Source organism: Microbacterium sp. EF45047, assembly GCF_028472845.1.
Classification (GTDB): Bacteria; Actinomycetota; Actinomycetes; order Actinomycetales; family Microbacteriaceae; genus Microbacterium; species Microbacterium neungamense.
In genome coordinates this window covers 705,060-723,320 of the sequence record NZ_CP069429.1, presented here as the reverse complement: position 1 = coordinate 723,320, position 18,261 = coordinate 705,060, and the positions used below count along the sequence as shown (strand labels likewise).

Annotated in this window: 22 protein-coding genes and 2 pseudogenes; 7 read left to right on the top strand and 17 right to left on the bottom strand. The window is 71.8% G+C overall.

Annotated elements, in window-relative coordinates; all coding sequences use genetic code 11:
* Positions 1-10 precede the first annotated feature (10 nt).
* A complete protein-coding gene (locus JRG78_RS03445; protein ID WP_272653602.1) occupies positions 11-484 on the top strand; it encodes a DUF6328 family protein in 474 nt (157 codons plus the stop codon).
* Between the two features lie 151 nt (positions 485-635).
* Positions 636-935, top strand: coding sequence for a Fe-S cluster assembly protein HesB (locus tag JRG78_RS03440; RefSeq protein ID WP_259607640.1), 300 nt, complete (start codon positions 636-638; stop codon positions 933-935).
* 128 nt (positions 936-1,063) lie between these two features.
* On the opposite strand, the gene JRG78_RS03435 is transcribed toward JRG78_RS03440, so the two are convergent.
* The gene (locus JRG78_RS03435; RefSeq protein ID WP_259607639.1) at positions 1,064-1,609 is read right to left on the bottom strand and encodes a Dps family protein; all 546 of its coding nucleotides are present in this window, start codon (positions 1,607-1,609) and stop codon (positions 1,064-1,066) included.
* A gap of 144 nt (positions 1,610-1,753) precedes the next feature.
* On the opposite strand from JRG78_RS03435, the gene JRG78_RS03430 reads away from it, so the two are divergent.
* Complete coding sequence (locus tag JRG78_RS03430) at positions 1,754-2,236, top strand: GNAT family N-acetyltransferase (protein WP_259607638.1); 483 nt, start codon at positions 1,754-1,756, stop codon at positions 2,234-2,236.
* Between the two features lie 21 nt (positions 2,237-2,257).
* On the opposite strand, the gene JRG78_RS03425 is transcribed toward JRG78_RS03430, so the two are convergent.
* The gene (locus JRG78_RS03425) at positions 2,258-2,782 is read right to left on the bottom strand and encodes a COG4315 family predicted lipoprotein (protein ID WP_259607637.1); all 525 of its coding nucleotides are present in this window, start codon (positions 2,780-2,782) and stop codon (positions 2,258-2,260) included.
* A 15-nt stretch (positions 2,783-2,797) separates the two neighbouring features.
* Here JRG78_RS03425 and JRG78_RS03420 point away from each other — a divergent pair, with 15 nt between their 5' ends.
* Entirely contained in the window at positions 2,798-3,235 is a 438-nt protein-coding gene (locus JRG78_RS03420) for a CHRD domain-containing protein (RefSeq protein WP_259607636.1), read from the top strand.
* Between the two features lie 25 nt (positions 3,236-3,260).
* Here the strand turns inward: JRG78_RS03420 and JRG78_RS03415 are convergent, their stop codons facing one another.
* From JRG78_RS03415 to JRG78_RS03375, 9 genes and pseudogenes are all read right to left on the bottom strand, one after another.
* Positions 3,261-4,868, bottom strand: coding sequence for a cation:proton antiporter family protein (locus tag JRG78_RS03415; RefSeq protein WP_259607635.1), 1,608 nt, complete (start codon positions 4,866-4,868; stop codon positions 3,261-3,263).
* A gap of 83 nt (positions 4,869-4,951) precedes the next feature.
* Complete coding sequence (locus JRG78_RS03410; protein WP_259607634.1) at positions 4,952-5,122, bottom strand: hypothetical protein; 171 nt, start codon at positions 5,120-5,122, stop codon at positions 4,952-4,954.
* A gap of 76 nt (positions 5,123-5,198) precedes the next feature.
* Positions 5,199-5,765: an alpha/beta fold hydrolase gene (locus tag JRG78_RS03405; protein ID WP_259607633.1), complete on the bottom strand. Its 567-nt coding sequence runs from the start codon at positions 5,763-5,765 to the stop codon at positions 5,199-5,201.
* A 241-nt stretch (positions 5,766-6,006) separates the two neighbouring features.
* The gene (locus JRG78_RS03400) at positions 6,007-6,516 is read right to left on the bottom strand and encodes a zinc finger domain-containing protein (RefSeq protein ID WP_259607632.1); all 510 of its coding nucleotides are present in this window, start codon (positions 6,514-6,516) and stop codon (positions 6,007-6,009) included.
* Positions 6,517-6,598: 82 nt separating this feature from the next.
* Positions 6,599-6,850: pseudogene (locus tag JRG78_RS03395) on the bottom strand (DNA-formamidopyrimidine glycosylase family protein); the annotation flags it as partial.
* Positions 6,851-6,966: 116 nt separating this feature from the next.
* A complete protein-coding gene (locus tag JRG78_RS03390; protein ID WP_259607631.1) occupies positions 6,967-7,332 on the bottom strand; it encodes a hypothetical protein in 366 nt (121 codons plus the stop codon).
* A gap of 102 nt (positions 7,333-7,434) precedes the next feature.
* Positions 7,435-7,560 (bottom strand): annotated as a pseudogene (locus tag JRG78_RS03385) (HigA family addiction module antitoxin); the annotation flags it as partial.
* A gap of 2 nt (positions 7,561-7,562) precedes the next feature.
* On the bottom strand, positions 7,563-8,636 hold the full coding sequence (gene ychF, locus JRG78_RS03380) for a redox-regulated ATPase YchF (RefSeq protein ID WP_259607630.1): 1,074 nt from the start codon (positions 8,634-8,636) through the stop codon (positions 7,563-7,565).
* 124 nt (positions 8,637-8,760) lie between these two features.
* Positions 8,761-9,507 carry a class I SAM-dependent methyltransferase gene (locus JRG78_RS03375; protein WP_259607629.1) on the bottom strand — a complete coding sequence of 249 codons (747 nt, stop codon included), beginning with the start codon at positions 9,505-9,507 and terminating at the stop codon, positions 8,761-8,763.
* A gap of 204 nt (positions 9,508-9,711) precedes the next feature.
* On the opposite strand from JRG78_RS03375, the gene JRG78_RS03370 reads away from it, so the two are divergent.
* A complete protein-coding gene (locus JRG78_RS03370) occupies positions 9,712-10,305 on the top strand; it encodes a 3'-5' exonuclease (RefSeq protein WP_259607628.1) in 594 nt (197 codons plus the stop codon).
* 35 nt (positions 10,306-10,340) lie between these two features.
* Here JRG78_RS03370 and JRG78_RS03365 read toward each other — a convergent pair whose 3' ends face one another.
* Together JRG78_RS03365 and glpX are read right to left on the bottom strand one after the other, a co-directional pair.
* Positions 10,341-10,637 carry a hypothetical protein gene (locus tag JRG78_RS03365; protein WP_259607627.1) on the bottom strand — a complete coding sequence of 99 codons (297 nt, stop codon included), beginning with the start codon at positions 10,635-10,637 and terminating at the stop codon, positions 10,341-10,343.
* 157 nt (positions 10,638-10,794) lie between these two features.
* A complete protein-coding gene (gene glpX / locus JRG78_RS03360; RefSeq protein WP_272653601.1) occupies positions 10,795-11,781 on the bottom strand; it encodes a class II fructose-bisphosphatase in 987 nt (328 codons plus the stop codon).
* Positions 11,782-11,966: 185 nt separating this feature from the next.
* Between glpX and fbaA the strand changes: the two genes are divergently transcribed.
* Positions 11,967-12,995, top strand: coding sequence for a class II fructose-bisphosphate aldolase (gene fbaA, locus JRG78_RS03355; protein WP_272653600.1), 1,029 nt, complete (start codon positions 11,967-11,969; stop codon positions 12,993-12,995).
* A 120-nt stretch (positions 12,996-13,115) separates the two neighbouring features.
* Here the strand turns inward: fbaA and JRG78_RS03350 are convergent, their stop codons facing one another.
* The 4 genes from JRG78_RS03350 to JRG78_RS03335 form a co-directional block, all read right to left on the bottom strand.
* Positions 13,116-14,456: a hypothetical protein gene (locus tag JRG78_RS03350; protein WP_259607624.1), complete on the bottom strand. Its 1,341-nt coding sequence runs from the start codon at positions 14,454-14,456 to the stop codon at positions 13,116-13,118.
* 9 nt (positions 14,457-14,465) lie between these two features.
* A complete protein-coding gene (locus JRG78_RS03345) occupies positions 14,466-15,062 on the bottom strand; it encodes a DUF6264 family protein (RefSeq protein WP_259607623.1) in 597 nt (198 codons plus the stop codon).
* Complete coding sequence (locus tag JRG78_RS03340; RefSeq protein WP_272653599.1) at positions 15,055-15,699, bottom strand: IclR family transcriptional regulator; 645 nt, start codon at positions 15,697-15,699, stop codon at positions 15,055-15,057. The genes JRG78_RS03345 and JRG78_RS03340 overlap by 8 nt, the downstream gene beginning before the upstream one ends.
* A gap of 73 nt (positions 15,700-15,772) precedes the next feature.
* Entirely contained in the window at positions 15,773-16,813 is a 1,041-nt protein-coding gene (locus tag JRG78_RS03335; RefSeq protein WP_432806444.1) for a 4-hydroxy-3-methylbut-2-enyl diphosphate reductase, read from the bottom strand.
* A 109-nt stretch (positions 16,814-16,922) separates the two neighbouring features.
* Between JRG78_RS03335 and xseA the strand changes: the two genes are divergently transcribed.
* The gene (gene xseA, locus JRG78_RS03330) at positions 16,923-18,200 is read left to right on the top strand and encodes an exodeoxyribonuclease VII large subunit (protein WP_259607620.1); all 1,278 of its coding nucleotides are present in this window, start codon (positions 16,923-16,925) and stop codon (positions 18,198-18,200) included.
* Positions 18,201-18,261: the final 61 nt, after the last annotated feature.

Below are 18,261 nucleotides of genomic sequence, written 5' to 3'. Positions count from 1 at the left end.
GGCGGATGCCATGCCCGACGGCCGCGACGAGACGCCAGACGAGCGCGCCGACCGCAACTGGGAGGAGCTGATGCAGGAGCTGCGGGTGATGCAGACCGGCACGCAGATCCTCACCGGCTTCCTCCTCGCGGTCGCTTTCCAGCCGCGCTTCGCGGAGCTCGACGACGTGCAGCGCAGCCTGTACGTGGTGCTGGTGCTGCTCGCCGCCGCCGCCACCGCTCTCGCCCTCGCCCCCGTGGGGCTGCACCGGATGCTGTTCGCCCAGCGCCGCAAGCCGGAGCTGGTGCGGATGACCAGCCGGCTGCTCAAGGCGAACCTCATCGTCGTCGGCGCCGTGACGGTCGGCGTGACCGCCCTCATCCTGGACGTGACGATCGATCGCACCTCGGCGCTGATCGCGGCCGGGATCGGGGTGGTCGTCGTGTTCGCGCTGTGGGCGGGCCTTCCGCTGATGATGCGCAGCCGCGAGCGCGACCGCCGGTAGGCGCCGGACGGCCGGGCTGGGAGGTCCGCATGCGGCAGGTGTGAAAGGCCTGCGAGTGGGTGCGCTCGGGTTGAGGTCGGCGCCCAGGTGCGGAATCGTGGCCCGGACACCGCGTCGTACGGTGCGGTGCCCCGACCCGGAAGGAGAGCGCATGCTCACCCTGACCGACAACGCCAGCACGATCGCGACGAGCATCGTCGCGCAGCAGAGCGCCGACCCGTCCGCGGGCCTGCTCATCCACACGTCCGGCACCGGCCCGGCTGACGAGGCGCGCTTCGCGCTGACCGTTGCTCCCGCGCCCGAGCCGGGCGACGACATCGTGGAGGGCGAGGGCGGCGCCCGCGTCTTCCTCGAGCACGAGGCCTCGGAGGCGCTCGCGGACAAGACGCTGGACGCCGGGGTCGACGAGCAGGGGGCGGTGTCGTTCACGCTCCTGCCGCAGCCGGTCTGATCCCCCACCGGCACGCCGAGAGCCGCCGCACCCCCTGAGCGGGTTGCGGCGGCTCTTCGCGTACCCGGGACTCATCACCTACCGGGTCGTCCTGCGGCGGCGTTCGGTCGTGCCGCGTCCCGGCCAGGTCAGCGGCCGGCGGGAGTGCGGTTCTCCGCGCTCACCATCCAGGCGAACTGCTCCAGCTTCTCGATGATCGCGTGCAGGATGTCGGCCGAGGTCGGATCCTCCTCGTCCACCTCATCGTGCACCCGGCGCACGGTGGCCACCGTCGCCTCCAGTCGCTCGGTCACGAGATCCACCGTCTCCTCCGTGGACACCTCGCCGGCCGGGAACGGCGGCAGCGTGGTCGACTGGGCGATCGTGTCGCTGCGGCCGTCCGGGACGGCGTGCAGCGCCCGCATCCGTTCCGCGACCGTGTCGCTGAAGCCGCGCGCGGCCGCGATGATCTCGTCGAGCTGGCGGTGCATGTCGCGGAAGTTGCGCCCCACCACGTTCCAGTGCGCCTGCTTGCCCTGCAGCGACAGCTCCAGCAGGTCGACGAGCGCCGCCTGCAGGTCGCCGGCCAGCTTCGCGGAGGCCGTGAAGCCCTTCTCCGCGTTCTGCCGTCGCGTCGTCTTCGCGCCCGAGGCGTCGTTCTTCGTAGTCGTCTTGGTGGTGCGCTTCTCAGCCATGGATGTTCACCTCATGTTCTCGATCGCCCGGTTCCGGACGCGCCGCGACGGTAGCATCCGTCTCGGGCCGGAGCCCAGGGGCTTGATTTCGGTCTCGCGCTCGGGCACGGTACGGGCGTCGGCGATCGCAGGAGGGAGCGACGGATGCACGAGGACGAGGACGCGCCGGATGTCGAACTGGCGCCGATCCGGCCGGAGGACGCCGGAGAGGTGCTCACCCTGCAGCGCGCGGCGTTCGTCTCCGAGGCGCAGATCTACGGCGGCGTCGACATGCCGCCGTTGACGCAGACGCTGGAGCAGGTGGAGGCCGAGCTGCGCGAGTGCATCGGCTGGACCGCCCGTGTCGGCGGGCGACTGGTCGGAGCGATCCGCGCGCGGGTCGACGGCGACCTCCTCCTCATCGGGCGCATCGCGATCGCCCCCGACATGCAGGGCGAGGGCATCGGGCGGATGCTGCTGGAGGTCGCCGAACGCGAGAGCCACGCCGCGGAGGCGGAGCTGTTCACGGGCAGCCTCAGCGAGGCGAATCTGCGGCTGTACCGGCGGTGCGGGTACCGCGAGACGGAGCGCGTGCCGCAGGGCGACGGGACCGAGCAGGTGTTCCTGCGCAAGAGGCTGCGCAGCTGACGCCCGGCCCCGGCGCCCAGCTCACTCGGCCATGCGCTCACCGGAGGGCGACAGCACCCACCAGACGTCGTTGACGCCCTGCCCCTTGACGTCCCCGGGGGCCGCGTCGCCGGCGAAGTAGTAGAGCGGCCAGCCGTTCAGGGTCAGCTGCATCTCGCCCTCGGGGCTCATGATGGTGCCGACCTCGCCGGTCACGCCGTCCACCTCGGGCGTCTCGCTGTCGACCGTCACGATCGGCCAGTTCTCCAGGCACTGGACGGTGCACGCGCTGCTGTCGGTGCCCTGCGTGTCGTTGTCGAACATGTACACGGTCATGCCCTCGCCGTCCACGACGATCTCGCCCAGTGACGAGTCCGCGGTCATCAGCGCGACCTCGCCGGACGCCTCTGCGGAGGGCGTCTCCGACGGCTCCTCCGAAGGAGAGACGCCGTAGCCGGGATCGGCCGGCTCCTCTCCCCCGCCCGGTGACGGGGACGAGCACCCGGCAACGCCGAGGGTGAGCACGAGGGCGGCGCCGAGAAGGACGCCGGTCGTCTTCGATCGCATGTCGAACCTCCTGTCGTGTCCGATCATGCGCCATGTCACCGGGCGGCCCTCGCCGCCGCGCTCGCGCTGCTCGCCGTCGGAGGCGCGTCCGCCGCGACCGCCGCGCCCGCCATCCCGCTGAACAACGGACAGGAGACGACGGATGCCAAGGGCGGCGCCCACGGCATGTTCAGCTACACGATCGACGGCGACCAGTTCTGCTACACCATCGAGGTGACCGGCCTGACCGTCCCGGCCGGCGCCGCGCACGTGCACAGCGCCCCGCGCGGAGAGGCCGGGCCGATCCGCATCCACCTCGACGTCCCGAACGAGACGTCCTTCGCGGTCGACGGATGCACGACCGTCACCGACCCGTCGATCCTCGCCGGCATCCAGGAGGACCCGGGCGACTGGTACGTCAACGTGCACACGCAGACCTACCCGGGCGGCGAGGTGCGCGGGCAGCTGAAGTAGCACACCACCGCCCCGACGCCGGGGATCAGCCGGCCGGACGGCCGGGGTCCCCGGCTTCGGGGCGGTCCTCGTCCTCGGCCATCGCGAGGCCGGCGAGCGTGTGGCCGGCGCCGGCGTAGATGTTGAGGACGCCGTCGACGCCGCTCGCGGCCAGGTGCTCGACCTGATCGGGATGCTGCGCCACCGCCACCACGCGCCCGTCGAAACCCGCCTCGTGCAGCCGTTCCAGCGCGAACGTGTTCGAGCCGTGGAACGGCATCGCCAGCACGACGGTCTTCACGAAGCCGCCGGACGCCAGGCGGCTCCAGAACTCCACGTCCGTGGCGTCCCCCTCCACCACGTTCAGGCCATCGGCCTCGAGCCGTGTGATCACGGCGTGGTCGTTGTCGACGCCGAGCACACGCAGGCCGCCCTCGTCCACGAGGCGCTCGTACGCGGCACGGCCCACGCGCCCCATGCCGAGCACGACGACGTCGGCGTCGCTGGTGTCGATCGGGCGATCGGCGGGCCGGAGCTTGGAGATCTCCTGGGCCGGCAGCCAGGTCAGAGCGGTGATCAGACGGAGGCCGTGCGCGTTGGCGATGGACGAGGCGACCATGCTCAGCGCGACGGCGATCGCGATCACGGTGAGCCAGCGCTCGGTGAGCAGCCCGGCGGCCACGCAGAACGCGGCCACGATGATCCCGAACTCGGAGAAGTTGCTCAGCGCGAGGCCGGTCCTGATCGCGGTGCGGTTGCGCAGCCCGAACAGCCGGCACAGCCAGACGAAGCCGATGAAGGTCAGCGGCAGCAGGATCACGCACAGCAGAAGGGCGAGGCCGAAATCCGCCCAGGTCGGGGCCGCTCCCATGCCGATCAGCAGGAAGAAACCGATCAGGAACAGCTCCTTCACGCTGAACAGCGCCTTGGACATCTCGATCGCGCGGGGGTGGGTCGCGAACAGCAGCCCCATCACCAGCGCACCGAGGTCGCCCTTGATGCCCACCGACTCGAAAGCCAGGTAGCCGGGCCCGAGCGCCATCACGACGCCGAAGAGCACCAGCAGCTCGCCGTGGCCGATCAGGCCGAGCACCTTCCGCAGCGCCCACGCGAGGGGCAGCACCAGAACCAGCGCGAACGCCCACGGGCTCGGCGGCTCGTCGGCGTTCACGGTGATGAAGGCCACCGCGGCAACGTCCTGCAGCACGAGGATGGCGATCGCCGTCTGCCCGTACAGGGATCCGTCGTCGGAGCGGTCCTCGAGCACCTTCACGCAGAGCACGGTCGACGAGAAGGACAGGGCGAAGCCGACCAGCGCGAGCGTACGCCAGCCGTCCACCGAGGTGAGGCCGATGACCGTGGCGAGCCCGACGGTGCCGGCGCCGACCAGCACGCTGAGGATCATGTGGATGGCCGTGGTGCCGTAGGCCTCGGGGCGCAGCAGCGCCCGGATGTCGAACTTCAGCCCGATCGTGAACAGCAGCAGCGTCACGCCGATCTGGGCGATCCGCTCGAGACCGGTGAACGGCTCGATGTGCATCGCGCCGAGCACGAAGCCGGCGGCGAGGAACCCGACCAGCGCCGGCACCCGCAGGAGGTGCGCGAGCGTGCCGAACGCGGCGGCGACGATCAGCGTCAGCGCAATCACGTCCACGGCACCCTCATCTCATCCCTGGTGCCGACTGTACCGATCCGGCGCGGTCCTGCTCCGCAGGATGACGACGAGATGACCGGGGCTCAGCCGGAATGACCGCTGTGATCGGCGACGTCGGGCTCGGCGCGGAGCACGTCGGCGATCTCCTCCTCCGGGCGCGGGGCGACGGTCTCGTCCTCTTCGAGCTCGGGGATCGTGGGCTCGTCCGGCGTGGGGACGTGATCGTGCACGGGATGCTCGAGGTGATCGGACACGGTGCTCCCTTCGTCGGCGACAGCCACAGCGTACGCCGGTCGAGGGTTCCGCGGCGATGCTCGCGCGCGGGACCGATCAGTCCCAGTCGAGGTACTCCTCGATGATGCCCGCGGTGTCGATGGGGTGCGTCATCGGGAACAGGTGGTCGCCCTCGACGGTCTTGATGCTGGCGCGCTCGGGGGCCGACGAGCGGAGACGCTCGGCGTTCTCGGCCGGCGTCGTGGTGTCGTCGGTGCCCTGGATGATGAGGACCGGGATGTGCGGGGGCAGCTCGATGTCGGCCCCCTCGACGCCGAGCAGCAGCAGCCCGTTCGCGCGGTCGGGGTGCGCGGCGACGAGGGCGCGCGCCACGGTCCCGCCGAACCCGTGGCCGCCGAACCAGGTGTCCTCGAGGCCGACGTGGTCGATGACCGCGAGGGCATCCGCCACCCGCTCCTCGAACGAGACGCCCGCCGCGTCGGCCCGGTGACCGATGCGCAGCACGTGGAACCCTGCCTCCTCGGCGAGGTAGTGCCCGACGACGCTGAGGACGTCGGCGGCCAGACCGTGCTCCTGGATCAGCACGAGCTTGACGGGGCCGTCGCCTTCGTCTACGAAGGGGATGGCGCGTCCGTCGGGCTCGAAGATCTGGGTGTCGGTCATGGGCGTGCGGCTCCTCGTCTCGGCGGGCAGGGGTCGGATTCCAGCGTATCCTGCCGGTCTGGACGCGTGACGGCGGCGGTGGACGTCGAACCCGGGCGGGGCTCACTCTCTGATGTCACCCCGGCCGCCCCAGGGCACCGACGTCGAGGCGGCCAGGAGCAGCGCATCGAGCGAACGCAGCGTTCGGGTGCGACCGGGCCCTGCGAGGCGCAGCAAGCGCCCCGCCACCGTCCCGGCTTCGTCAGCCGGGGACGGGCTCGGGCTGACAGTGCGGACAGAATTGTGCGGATGCCCCCGCGAAGGCGTGATCGACGATGATCGTGCCGCACACCGGGCACGCCTGGCCGCCGCGTCCGTGCACGACCATCGCATCGACCTTCGCCTGCTTGAGCCGCTCGGGCGGCAGCCCGCGGCGGTCCGCGACGGCGCCCCTCAGCACTTCGACCACGGCGTGGAACAGGCGCTCGCGAGCCGCGGCGTCGAGCGCCGCGGCGTGTACGGTGTGCGGCAGTCGTGCGCGGTGCAGGATCTCGTCGGAGTAGGCGTTGCCGATTCCGGCCAGCGAGGTCTGTTCCTGCAGCAGGGCCTTGATCTGCTTCCGCCGGGTGCCGAGCGCGCGCTCGAGATCCTCCCGGGAGAACTCCGGTGCGAGCGGGTCGGGCCCGAGACCTGCGATGGCGGCCAGGTGGGTGGGGGCGTCGACGACCGCCGCGCTGACGGCGAGGAAGTCTCCGGTGTCGACGATCTGCATCACCGCTCCATGAGCCGTCTCGATCACCGTCCAGCACGATCCGGGCGACCTCGGGCACGGGCGTCTCATCATCGGCCGGGTCTCCCCCGGGCAGCCATCGGATCCAGCCGTTGCGGCCGAACCCGATCATCAGCCAGCCGGCAGTCGTGTCGAACCCGACGTGTTTGCCGAAGCGCCGCACTCCGTCGATCTTCGCGCCGATGAGCGTGGCGGGCGGACGATCGCGCGTCTTCACGGTACGGAACTCCGCGATGTCCACGCCCGCGATGACACGGCCGTCGACCTGCTCGTCGAGGAACTCGACGAGCGCCTGCACCTCCGGCGACTCGGGCATGCGCCCATCCTCCCACCGGCCGGGGACATCGACCGTCCGACATCCGCACCGAGGTCGAGGAGGAACCGCCGGGCTGCGGACCCCGCGCCGCTCCGCGGCCCGTCCGCTGCTCCTCGTCAGACCGCGATGCCGACGTCGCGGTACATGCCGGCGAAGGACTCGAACTGTGCCTCCGTCAGCCGGTCGCGCTTCCAGATCGCCTGCGAGGCGACCGTGGCGTTCACGATCGCCGCATTCAGCGCACCACGTGGAGTCAAGGCGCGGAGCTCGTCGGCACGCGCGGCGAACGCATCACTGATCCGCTTGATCAGCGCGTCCAACTCCGAAGCGCTGAGCTTCGGCGCATCGGACGCCTTCCTCGCCCCCGACGCGGTCGCGACCGCGACGGCGTGCCGGACCTGCTGCAGCGACTCAGCCGGAAGGGCCGACACCTCGTCGATGAACGCGAGGACCTCATCGGGCACGAACGACATGCGGCTCACCTCTCGATTCGACCGCGCCTCCGGCATCCGACGATGCACGGAGGCCGCCGCGCCTCGCTCTTCGTGCACGAACCTTCCGGACGAGTCGGCGTTCAGGCCCGCTCACGCGACCTTCAGTGGCGTGATCTCGGCCACCGTGTCACGCAGAGCCCGCCGCTCAAGACGCAGCTCGTAGTTGGACTGCAGGTTCATCCAGAACTCCTCGGACGTACCGAATGGCGTCAATAACGCTATACGTTGAACCGGAACTCCACCACGTCGCCGTCCTGCATCACGTAATCCTTGCCCTCCAGGCGCGCCTTGCCGCGCGCGCGGGCCTCGGCCACGGAGCCGGCGGCGACCAGGTCGTCGAAGGAGATCACCTCCGCCTTGATGAAGCCCTTCTCGAAGTCGGTGTGGATGACGCCCGCCGCCTGCGGTGCCTTCCAGCCCTTCCCGATCGTCCAGGCCCGCGCCTCCTTCGGGCCCGCCGTGAGGTAGGTCTGCAGCCCGAGGGTGTCGAAGCCGACGCGGGCGAGCTGGTCGAGGCCGGACTCCTCCTGGCCGGTCGAGGCGAGCAGCTCGGCGGCGTCCTCCGGGTCGAGGTCGATCAGCTCCGACTCGATCTTCGCGTCCAGGAACACCGCCTGCGCCGGCGCGACGAGCGCGGCGAGCTCCGCCTTGCGGGCAGCATCCGTCAACACCTGCTCGTCCACGTTGAACACGAAGATGAACGGCTTGGCGGTGAGCAGGCCGAGCTCCTTGATCGGCACCAGATCGATGCCGCTCGTGGACAGCAGCTGCCCGCGCTCGAGCGCGTCCTGCGCGGCCTTGGCCGCCTCCAGCACGGACGGGTCGGTCTTCTTGCCGCGCACCTCCTTCTCGAGGCGCACGATCGCCTTCTCGAGGGTCTGCAGGTCGGCGAGCATGAGCTCGGCGTTGATCGTCTCCAGGTCGCCCTTCGGGTCGATCGCACCCTCGACGTGCACCACGTCGTCGTCGGCAAAACCCCGGACCACCTGCGCGATGGCATCCGCCTCACGGATGTTGGCGAGGAACTGGTTGCCGAGCCCCTCCCCCTCGCTGGCGCCGCGCACGATGCCGGCGATGTCGACGAACGACACGGTGGCGGGCACGATGCGCTCGCTGCCGAAGATCTCGGCGAGCGTGTTCAGCCGCGGGTCGGGCAGGTTCACCACGCCCACGTTGGGCTCGATCGTCGCGAACGGATAGTTCGCCGCGAGCACGTCGTTCTTGGTGAGTGCGTTGAAGAGGGTGGACTTGCCGACGTTGGGCAGGCCGACGATCCCGATAGTAAGAGCCACGGGCGTCGAGTCTACCGGCGGGATGCTGCGCGCCGACCCGACGGATGCCCGCATCCGCTTCCTGTCCTGGCGACTCGACGACGATGGGCGACGCGTGACGCGAGGGGGATGCGGGCGTTCGCGGTCAGCCGGCGCGCCGCGCGCGGAACGCCTTCGTCAGGTAGGGCAGCTCGATCGTCTGCCCGTCGCGGAGTCCGAGGTCGTCGAACAGGGCGTCCATGTCACGGCGGATGCGCTGCTTCTCGGCATCCGATGCGGTGATGACATAACTGCGCGAGCCGGCCATGTCGTGCAGCCGCGGCCGGGTGATCGGCCGCCGCCACTCCCACGTCCGGGACTCGGGCGCCGCGAACGGGGCGGCCACGGTGGGCCCGTCGCCGGCGATCATCTCCTCGGCCGGGCTGCCGTGCATGATGCCGGTGAGCCGCCGCACCCAGTCGACGCGCTCATCGCGCACGTTCCAGATCAGTCCGAGGGTGCCGCCGGGCCGCACCACCCGGCCGATCTCGCGCGATGCGGCCTCCGGCTCCACCCAGTGCCAGGCCTGGCCGAGCACGACGGCGTCCACGGACGCGTCCGGCAGCGGCAGCGACTCCGCCGTGCCGAGGAAGGTGGGGATCCCCGGCGCCACATCCTGGAGGACGGCGAGCATCGCGGCATCCGGATCGATCGCGACCACCTCGGCGTCGTCGAGCACCGCCCGCAGGGCGCGCGTGAGCTTGCCGGTGCCCGCGCCGACGTCGGCGATGCGCCGTGATCCTGCCGGGAGCTCCGCCAGCATCCAGGCGACGGCGTCGGCGGGGTACTCCGGCCGTCCGGTTTCGTAGCTCGACGCCGCGGCGCCGAACGAGGTCGCTCGCTCACTGCTCATACCGTCACGGTACCCGGATGACGCTTCGGCGGGCTCAGCGTCGGTGCGACGGACCGACGCTACGACAGGCTCAGCGTCCGGATCCACGGGACGCTTCGACAGGCTCAGCGTCCGGCGGTGCGACGCGGTGGGCCCGAGGCCCGGATCGCGCGTTCGACGGCGCGCCTGACGGCAGCGACGGCGGACGGCCGCGAGGGTGGAGAGGTGCCCCTGGATTTCACTGCGATCGACTTCGAGACCGCGAACTCCAGCCCGGCATCCGCCTGCGCGGTCGGCATGGTGCGGGTGCGCGGCGGCGAGGTGGTCGCGACCACCGGGTGGCTCATCCGCCCGCCCGCCGGGCACGACGAGTTCAACGAGTGGAACGTCCGGATCCACGGCATCCGCCCGCAGGACGTCGCGTCCGCACCGGGCTGGTCGCAGCAGCTCGACCGCCTGTGCGCCTTCGCCGGCGCGGACGTCCTGGTCGCGCACAACGCCGGCTTCGACCTGAACGTGCTGCGCCGCGCCTGCGAGGCGACGGGGACGGATGCCCCGCCCTACCGCTCCCTCTGCTCGCTCGCACTGGCCCGCAAGACCTACCGGCTCGAGTCGTACCGGCTGCCGAAGGCGGCCGAGGCGGCCGGGTTCGGCGCCTTCCCCCACCACGACGCGCTCGCGGATGCCCGCGCCTGCGCGCACATCGTCATCGACGCGGCCCGCCGGTTCGGCGCGAACGACGTGGACGCGCTCGCCACCGCGGCGGGCGTCGCGCTCACCGAGCCGCTGCTCGCGGCTGCGGAGGCCGCCGTCGCCTGAGGCTCGGCCTGTTCCCGGTCAGGCCCTGTTGCTGGTCAGGCCGTGCCGGGCACCCAGGACAGCAGGGCGATGACGATCCCCGAGGTGACCAGGAACGCGCCGATCATCCACCACGAGCTGATCTCGTGACCCTCGTCGCGGCGGACGCGGAAGAGCACGTCGGTGCGGCGCGCGGGGTCGATGATGATCTTCGTCGAGCCGGTCGGCGTCTTCGCGGTCTGCGCCGCCACGGCCGCCGCCTGCGCCTCCGTCACCCGCACGATGCGGCCGGTCTTGGTGGTCACGTGCTGCACGCGCGGCGCCCCAGCGGGCGACTCGTCCGGCGAGGTCATCGCGATCTCCTGTTCCTGGCCTGTCCCGATGCACGCGCACCGGCCGAGGAACATTGTGCCAGCATCCGCTGGGAATGCCCGGATGCCGCGGTGGTCGCCGGATACCGGTTCGGTGACGATCCGCGTCCAGCGCGTCCGGCTTCGCCGGACCTTCAGCTCAGAGCCACTTGGAGACGAGGTGCTCCGACGCGATCCGGCGCAGGGTGCCGGATGCCCCGCGCAGCACCACGCTCTCGGTGTAGAGGTAACCGCCCTCCCGGCGGACGCCGGCGACCAGCTGGCCGTCGGTGACGCCGGTAGCGACGAAGATCGTGTTGTTGCCCTTGACGAGGTCGTCCGCCTCGTACACCTTGTCGACGTCGAGGCCGGCGTCGATGCCGCGCTGGCGCTCCTCGTCGTCGCGCGGCCACAGCCGCCCCTGGATGTGCCCGCCGAGGGCCTTGATGGCGCAGGCCGTGACGATGCCCTCGGGGCTGCCGCCGATGCCGACGCACATGTCGGTGCGGGCGCCGTGCCGGGCCGCGTTGATGCCGCCGGCGACATCGCCGTCGCTCATCAGGCGGGTGCCCGCCCCGGCCTCGCGGATCTCCTCGATCAGCTTCTCGTGACGGGGACGGTTCAGCACCGACACGACGATCTCGTCCACCGGCTTGCCGAGCGCCTTGGCGAGGCGCCGGATGTTCTCCCCGATGGGCAGGCGGATGTCCACCACGCCGACCCCGGCCGGGCCGGTGACCAGCTTGTACATGTAGAAGACGCTGGACGCGTCCAGCATGGTGCCGCGGTCGGACACCGCGATCACGGAGAGCGCGTTCTGGCGTCCCGCTGCGGTGAGCGAGGTGCCGTCGATCGGGTCCACCGCGATGTCGCACTCCGGCCCGCGGCCGGTGCCGACCACCTCGCCGTTGAACAGCATCGGCGCGTTGTCCTTCTCGCCCTCGCCGATCACGACCCGGCCCTGGAAGTGCACGGTGCCCAGGAAGGCGCGCATGGCGTCCACGGCCGCGCCGTCCGCCGCCTCCTTGTCGCCGCGGCCGATGAACGGCACCGCGCGGATCGCCGCCGCCTCAGTGGCGCGCACGAGCTCGAGTGCGAGGTTGCGGTCGGGGCGGAGGGCGCTGAGATCGCCTGTGAGACTCACCATGCCGCCCAGCCTAGCCAGCCCGGCGCACGCGACCCCGCGATTCTCGCCGTTCAGAGCATGAAGAATTCCACGTTCTTAACATCGACGAAGGCCGGTGGTGGTGACCGGCGACACAGCCCCCGGCATCCGTCCCCCTCGCCACTAGAGTGTGGAAGGACATCCCTCCCCCGACCGCAGGAGAATCCATGCCCGTTGCCACCCCGGAACAGTACGCCGACATGCTCGACCGCGCGAAGGCCGGCGGCTTCGCGTACCCGGCCATCAACGTCTCCAGCTCGCAGACCATCAACGCGGTGCTCCAGGGCCTCACCGAGGCCGGATCGGACGGCATCCTCCAGGTCACCACGGGCGGGGCCGACTACTTCGCCGGCCACACCGTCAAGGCCCGGGCGACCGGCGCCCTCGCCTTCGCCCGCTACGTCCACGAGGTCGCCAAGTCGTACCCGATCACGGTCGCGCTGCACACCGACCACTGCCCGAAGGACGCGCTCGGCGGCTTCGTCGAGCCGCTCATCGCGGCCTCCGAGGAAGAGGTCAAGGCCGGGCGCAACCCGATCTTCCAGTCGCACATGTGGGACGGGTCGGCGGTGCCGCTCGACGAGAACATCGAGATCGCCAAGAGCCTGCTCCCCCGGATGAAGAACATCAACGCGATCCTCGAGGTCGAGATCGGCGTCGTCGGCGGCGAGGAGGACGGCATCAAGCACGAGGGCTCCAACGAGGCCCTCTACACCACCTTCGCCGACGTCGACCAGGCCGTGCAGGCGCTGGGTCTCGGGGAGAACGGCCGCTACATCGCCGCCCTCACCTTCGGCAACGTGCACGGCGTGTACAAGCCCGGCAACGTGAAGCTGCGTCCGGAGCTGTTGGGCGAGATCCAGGCCCAGGTCGCCGAGAAGTACGGCACCGGCCCGAAGCCCCTCGACCTCGTCTTCCACGGCGGCTCCGGCTCCACCGACGAGGAGATCGCGCTGGCGGTCGCCAACGGCGTCATCAAGATGAACATCGATACCGACACGCAGTACGCGTTCACCCGCTCGATCGCCGGTTACATGTTCCAGAACTACGACGGCGTGCTGAAGGTCGACGGCGAGGTCGGCAACAAGAAGCAGTACGACCCGCGCGCCTGGGGCAAGATCGCCGAGTCGGCGATGGCGGCTCGCGTGGTCGAGTCCACCCGCCAGCTGGGCTCGTACGGCCAGTCGCAGAGCTGACATCCGCACGGAGCCCCCGTCCGCTGCCGCGCTCGTCGCGGCCGGACGGGGGCTTCGTCGTCTCCGGGGGTGCCGGGACCGCGTGACGACGAGCGACGCGGCCGCGGGCCGGCTCCGCAGTCAGCGCCGGCGGATGCGCAGGGCGAGGAGGCCGAGGTCGGCCAGGCCGTCCAGCACTGCCAGAGCACCGATCACGCGGGCGAGACCCGACCGTCCGCGCAGCAGTGCGACGCCGGCCGCGATCTCGGCGGTGCTCGCCGCCGCGGCGAGCTGCGGTCGGCGCTCCAGCGCACGCGCGAGCCGTGCGACCGGGTGGCTCCGCGCGGTGAGCGGAACGGTCTCGCTCAGGCCGCCGACGAGGATCCCGCCGATCACGGCGGGCCAGCCCTGCGGCGCGAATCGGCGGGTCGCGGCTGCCGACGGCGCCTCGTCGCCCGGTGCCGGGAGCGAGTCCGCGTCCGGCAGCGCCGCGGCGGCGAGGGACGGCGGCACTCCGAACGCCGTCAGGAACGCGGTCAGCCGTTCCCGCTCCCCGGCGACTCCGCCGAGAGACTCGGGGATGCAGGCGCGGCGCACCGCTTCGGCGTCCACATCCCGCCCGAGCAGCGCGATCTCGTCCTCCAGGCCATCGGCCTCGGTCAGCATCCGCCGGTACAGCTCGGCGATCTCGGGGACCGCGATCGCCTCGACGTCCAGCGTCGGCCGGGTCTCGCGCTCCGCGTTCGGCCAGAAGAACGCGGTCTCGCCGGCCGGGACGGTCACCTCCACCCAGGCCTCGCCGTGCACCGGCAGGTTCAGCTCCACCACCAGACCGTCCGCGCCGGCGCCCGTGATCACGCCGTGCGGCCGGTCGGTGCGGTAGCGGTAGAGCGACCAGTCGCCGTCCTCGAGGTACTCGACATCGACGCCGAGGATCTGCGCCGTGAGACGCGCGGCCCAGGGTCCACGATGCGAGAACTCCGCGACCCGCACGGGCTCCGCCGAAGCGCCGTGCTCCTGCGCGAACTGGGCCGTTGCCGCGTCGTCGGCGAGAAGATCCTCGTCGCGCTGCCCGTCGTCGGCGAGCACCTCCGTGAGGTCCTCGGTGGCGTCGTCGGTGAGGCCCTCGGTGGCGCCGTCGACGTGCGCAGCATCCGTCCCCTCATCGCCGCCGGGCACAGGATCCGCATCCGCGCTCTCGCCGAGCGCGAGGGCCAGCCCCTCCGCGGCGAACCCGGCCCGCAGGTCGGCGACCGTGATCCCGAAACTGAGCCGGTCGTCCGCGGCGAGCGCGAGCACCGCGCCGTCCTGCGTCACCGGCAGCAGCACCGCGGCCTCCGGGCCGGACCGTCCGCCCCCGCGGAGTGCGGCCAGGATGCGGTGCTGGCGGAGCACCGCGAGCACCCGCTCCCGGGCATCCGCTCCGTCGCCGGCGGTGACGACGGCGTGGTGGACCTGGAACGCGAGCTGCGGAGCCTTCATCCTTCGAGGCTACCCGGCGGACGGTGCGCCGAGACCCTGCAGGAACGCCGGATCCCCGAACATCGGCATGGACAGGCACACCGAGACGAGCACCATCGTGACCGCGAAACCGGCGAGCGGCACCCACCAGGCGAGCCGCCGCGCGCGCAGCCGCCGCAGAGCCAGCCACACCGTCGCGGCGTATCCGCCGAGGAGGACGACCGTCGCGATCGCTCCCCAGAGCCGGGCGGCGGCGTAGGAGGTGAACTCCCCCGGGAGGCCGAGGATCTCCAGGGTGCGGTCCATCGTGGTCGCGAGATCCAGGAAGCCCGGGATGGACGAGAGCACGTTCAGCAGCCCGAGGGCCAGGAGGGCGAGCGTGAGGACGCGGTCGGCGCCGCGACCGGTCCTGGCCGGGGCGGCGGGGTCGTCGGGCGGTACCGACCAGGACGACGGATGCCCGGGAGACGCGGGACTCGGATGCCCGGCAGACCCGGGAAGCCCTGTCGCGGCATCCTGCCCGGCCGGGCCGGCGGCGCCCTGCGGCGGCAACGGCGGCAGGCCCGCCCGCGCGCGCTGCTCCTCGGGGCTCGCGTACTCGCCGTAGCGGGGGCGGTCGTCAGTCATCCGTCCATGGTAACGACGCCGGCAGGGCCGACCCCCGGCCGCGCGATCCCCGCGGGGCTGGTCCCCGCCGGTCCGGTCCTCGCCGGTCCACGCCCCCACGCACACGGCGACCCCAGTGAGTGGGGACTCGACTGGGGCGCAGCGGATTTCGGGCCAGGTAGTCGCGCACCTCCGACGGCGGCAGCTCGGCGAGGATCTGCTTGCCCAGGGCCGTGGCATGCGCGCTGGCTTGCATGCCGACCCACAGCTCGGTGCGCGGGCTGCGCGGCGCGTCCACGATGTCGATCAGGTGGATCTCACCATCCCCGTACCGCGCGAAGTAGGCGCTCGCGCCGACGATGTCGCTGGCCGCGTTGAGCGCCTCCCGCACGAGGGCGAGGAAGACGCCGCTGCTGTCGTTCGGCGTGAGGAATCCGTGAAAGCGCGGCCCCAGGATCACTCCGTCCGGCTCGTTCGCGAGATACCCCTCGTGCACCAGGGTGCGCACGAGGTTGTACGTCGTGCCCGAGGTGAGACCGGATGCCGCGGCGAGCGCCTTCACGGGCACCGGCCGGGCGGCCCGCGCGACGATGTCGACGAGCGACAGGGCGCGCTGCACCGATCCGATCAGCGTCTGTTCCCGCTCGGGAGCCGTCATCGTCCCTCCGGCGACGATCCTAGCCCTCGCCGGCCCTGTGGACGGGCGTGTGTCGGCGGCGTCGGGGCGCCCGTCAGCGGCCGGTCCGGCCGCCGAGCGCGCGCCCGTCGCGCTGGCCGGAGGCGTCCTGGCGCAGCTCCTTCGGCAGCGAGAACATCAGGTCCTCCTCCGCGGTGCGCACCTCCTCGACCTCGCCGTAGCCCGCCTCGGCGAGCGCCGCCAGCACCTCCTGCACCAGCACCTCGGGCACCGAGGCGCCGCTGGTGACACCGACGGTGCGCACGCCGTCCAGCCACTCCTGCTGGACCTCGTCGGCGTAGTCCACCCGGTACGCCGCCTTGGCGCCGTACTCGAGCGCGACCTCGACCAGCCGCACGCTGTTCGAGGAGTTCGCAGAGCCGACGACGATGACGAGGTCGGCGTCGGCGGCCACCTTCTTGATCGCGACCTGGCGGTTCTGCGTGGCATAGCAGATGTCGTCCGACGGCGGGTTGTGCAGCTCGGGGAACCGCGTCCGGAGGCGGTTCACGGTCTCCATCGTCTCGTCCACCGAGAGCGTCGTCTGCGAGAGCCACACCACCTTGGAGGGGTCCTTCACCTGCACGGTGTCGGCCTCCTCGGGCGAGTTCACGATCGTGACGTGATCGGGCGCCTCGCCGGCGGTGCCCTCGACCTCCTCGTGGCCGTCGTGCCCGATGAGGAGGATCTCGTAGTCGTCGCGGGCGAAGCGGACGGCCTCGCGGTGCACCTTGGTCACCAGCGGGCAGGTGGCGTCGATGGCGTGCAGGCCCCGCTCGGCGGCCGCGTTCACCACGTCCGGGGAGACCCCGTGCGCGCTGAAGACGACGTGGGCGCCCTCGGGAACCTCGTCGACCTCGTCGACGAAGATCGCGCCCTTCGCCTCGAGCTCGGTGACGACGTGGATGTTGTGCACGATCTGCTTGCGCACGTACACGGGGGCGCCGTAGCGCTCCAGCGCCTTCTCGACCGCCACGACCGCGCGGTCGACCCCGGCGCAGTAGCCGCGCGGGGCGGCCAGCAGCACGCGCTTGCGACCGTCGACCGGGCGGTCCTCGAGGCGGGCGCGCTCGGCGGCACGACGGCGCCCCGGCACCTGCGGGACGGGGAGGGAGACGGCGGTGGAGGTCACCCTCGAAGTCTACCGGCGGCACCTGTCCGAAGCCCGGGAGACGGCATCCGCCGGCACCGGGGAGAATGGAGGCATGCCCGTCTTCGAAGCCGCCGCCGTGCCCGGCCAGGCGCCGCCCGCGGATGCCGTCGCCCCGCGCGACTCCCGGCCCGACGCGCCGACATCCGTGGCGCGGCTGAACGCGACGATCCGCGACTTCGTGGCGCAGTGGGGCACCGTGTGGGTCGAGGGCGAGATCACCTCATGGAACGTGCGGGCCGGGAACATCTTCGCCCGACTCAAGGACACCCGTTCCGACGCCCAGATCTCCATCCGGATCTGGTCGAGCGTGCGCCCCCGCATCCCGAACGACCTCGGCGTGGGCGATCACGTCGTCGCGGCGGTGAAGGCCGACTACTTCGTGAAGTCGGGGGACTTCGGCTTCGCGGTGTCCGCGATGAAGCACGTCGGGATCGGCGACCAGCTCGAGCGCCTGGAGCGCCTGCGCGCGCAGCTGCGCCAGGAGGGCCTGTTCGACGCGGCCCGCAAGAAGCCGCTGCCGTTCCTGCCGCACTGCATCGGGCTCATCACCGGCGAACGGTCGGATGCCGAGAAGGACGTGCACCGCAACGCCGAGCTGCGCTGGCCGCAGGTGCGCTTCCGCACCGAGTACGCGGCGGTGCAGGGCGACCGCTGCGTGCCGGAGACGCTCGCCGCCCTCGCGCGGCTGGACGCCGACCCGGACGTCGACGTCATCATCATCGCCCGCGGCGGCGGCGACCCGCAGACGCTGCTCGGCTTCAGCGACGAGCGTCTGATCCGGGCCGTCGCCGCGGCATCCACCCCGATCGTCAGCGCCATCGGGCACGAGAACGACCACCCGCTCCTCGACGACGTCGCCGATCTGCGCGCCTCGACGCCGACGGATGCCGCCAAGCGCGTCGTCCCCGACGTCGGCGAGCAGCGGGCGCTCATCGCCCAGCTGCGGGCCCGCGCCACCACCCGGCTGCAGCAGCGGGTGTCGCACGACATCGCCCAGCTCGAGCAGCTGCGCTCGCGTCCGGTGCTGCGCTCCCCCGAGCACATCGTCGACGGCCGCGCCCAGGAGATCTGGCTGCTCTCCGCCCGCGGCCGCGACACGGTCACCCGCCGGGTCGACGACGCCCAGCGCGCCACCGCCGAGCTGCGCGCCTCGCTGCGCGCCCTCTCTCCCGCGGCGACCCTCGCCCGCGGCTACGCCATCGCGCATCTCGAGGGCGGCGTCATCCTGCGCGACGCATCGGATGCCCCGGCCGGCACCGCCCTGACGATCACGGTCGACCGCGGCTCGATCGCCGCGCGCTCGGAGGGCGAGATCCCCGAGGCGGGCTGACCCGCCATCGGTCGGGCATGCCGGCGACGCATCGATGCACGATGCCGATGCTCGGGAGGCA

Excerpts from the sequence above, each read along its gene's own strand:
- JRG78_RS03430 (WP_259607638.1), top strand. The coding sequence starts at position 1,754 with ATGCACGAGGACGAGGACGCGCCGGATGTCGAACTGGCGCCGATCCGG.
- fbaA (WP_272653600.1), top strand. The coding sequence starts at position 11,967 with ATGCCCGTTGCCACCCCGGAACAGTACGCCGACATGCTCGACCGCGCG.
- JRG78_RS03365 (WP_259607627.1), bottom strand. The coding sequence starts at position 10,637 with ATGACCTCGCCGGACGAGTCGCCCGCTGGGGCGCCGCGCGTGCAGCAC.
- JRG78_RS03375 (WP_259607629.1), bottom strand. The coding sequence starts at position 9,507 with ATGAGCAGTGAGCGAGCGACCTCGTTCGGCGCCGCGGCGTCGAGCTAC.
- JRG78_RS03340 (WP_272653599.1), bottom strand. The coding sequence starts at position 15,699 with ATGACGGCTCCCGAGCGGGAACAGACGCTGATCGGATCGGTGCAGCGC.
- JRG78_RS03425 (WP_259607637.1), bottom strand. The coding sequence starts at position 2,782 with ATGCGATCGAAGACGACCGGCGTCCTTCTCGGCGCCGCCCTCGTGCTC.
- JRG78_RS03400 (WP_259607632.1), bottom strand. The coding sequence starts at position 6,516 with ATGCAGATCGTCGACACCGGAGACTTCCTCGCCGTCAGCGCGGCGGTC.
- JRG78_RS03445 (WP_272653602.1), top strand. The coding sequence starts at position 11 with ATGCCCGACGGCCGCGACGAGACGCCAGACGAGCGCGCCGACCGCAAC.
- glpX (WP_272653601.1), bottom strand. The coding sequence starts at position 11,781 with ATGGTGAGTCTCACAGGCGATCTCAGCGCCCTCCGCCCCGACCGCAAC.
- JRG78_RS03435 (WP_259607639.1), bottom strand. The coding sequence starts at position 1,609 with ATGGCTGAGAAGCGCACCACCAAGACGACTACGAAGAACGACGCCTCG.
- JRG78_RS03440 (WP_259607640.1), top strand. The coding sequence starts at position 636 with ATGCTCACCCTGACCGACAACGCCAGCACGATCGCGACGAGCATCGTC.
- xseA (WP_259607620.1), top strand. The coding sequence starts at position 16,923 with ATGCCCGTCTTCGAAGCCGCCGCCGTGCCCGGCCAGGCGCCGCCCGCG.
- JRG78_RS03405 (WP_259607633.1), bottom strand. The coding sequence starts at position 5,765 with ATGACCGACACCCAGATCTTCGAGCCCGACGGACGCGCCATCCCCTTC.
- JRG78_RS03345 (WP_259607623.1), bottom strand. The coding sequence starts at position 15,062 with ATGACTGACGACCGCCCCCGCTACGGCGAGTACGCGAGCCCCGAGGAG.
- JRG78_RS03350 (WP_259607624.1), bottom strand. The coding sequence starts at position 14,456 with ATGAAGGCTCCGCAGCTCGCGTTCCAGGTCCACCACGCCGTCGTCACC.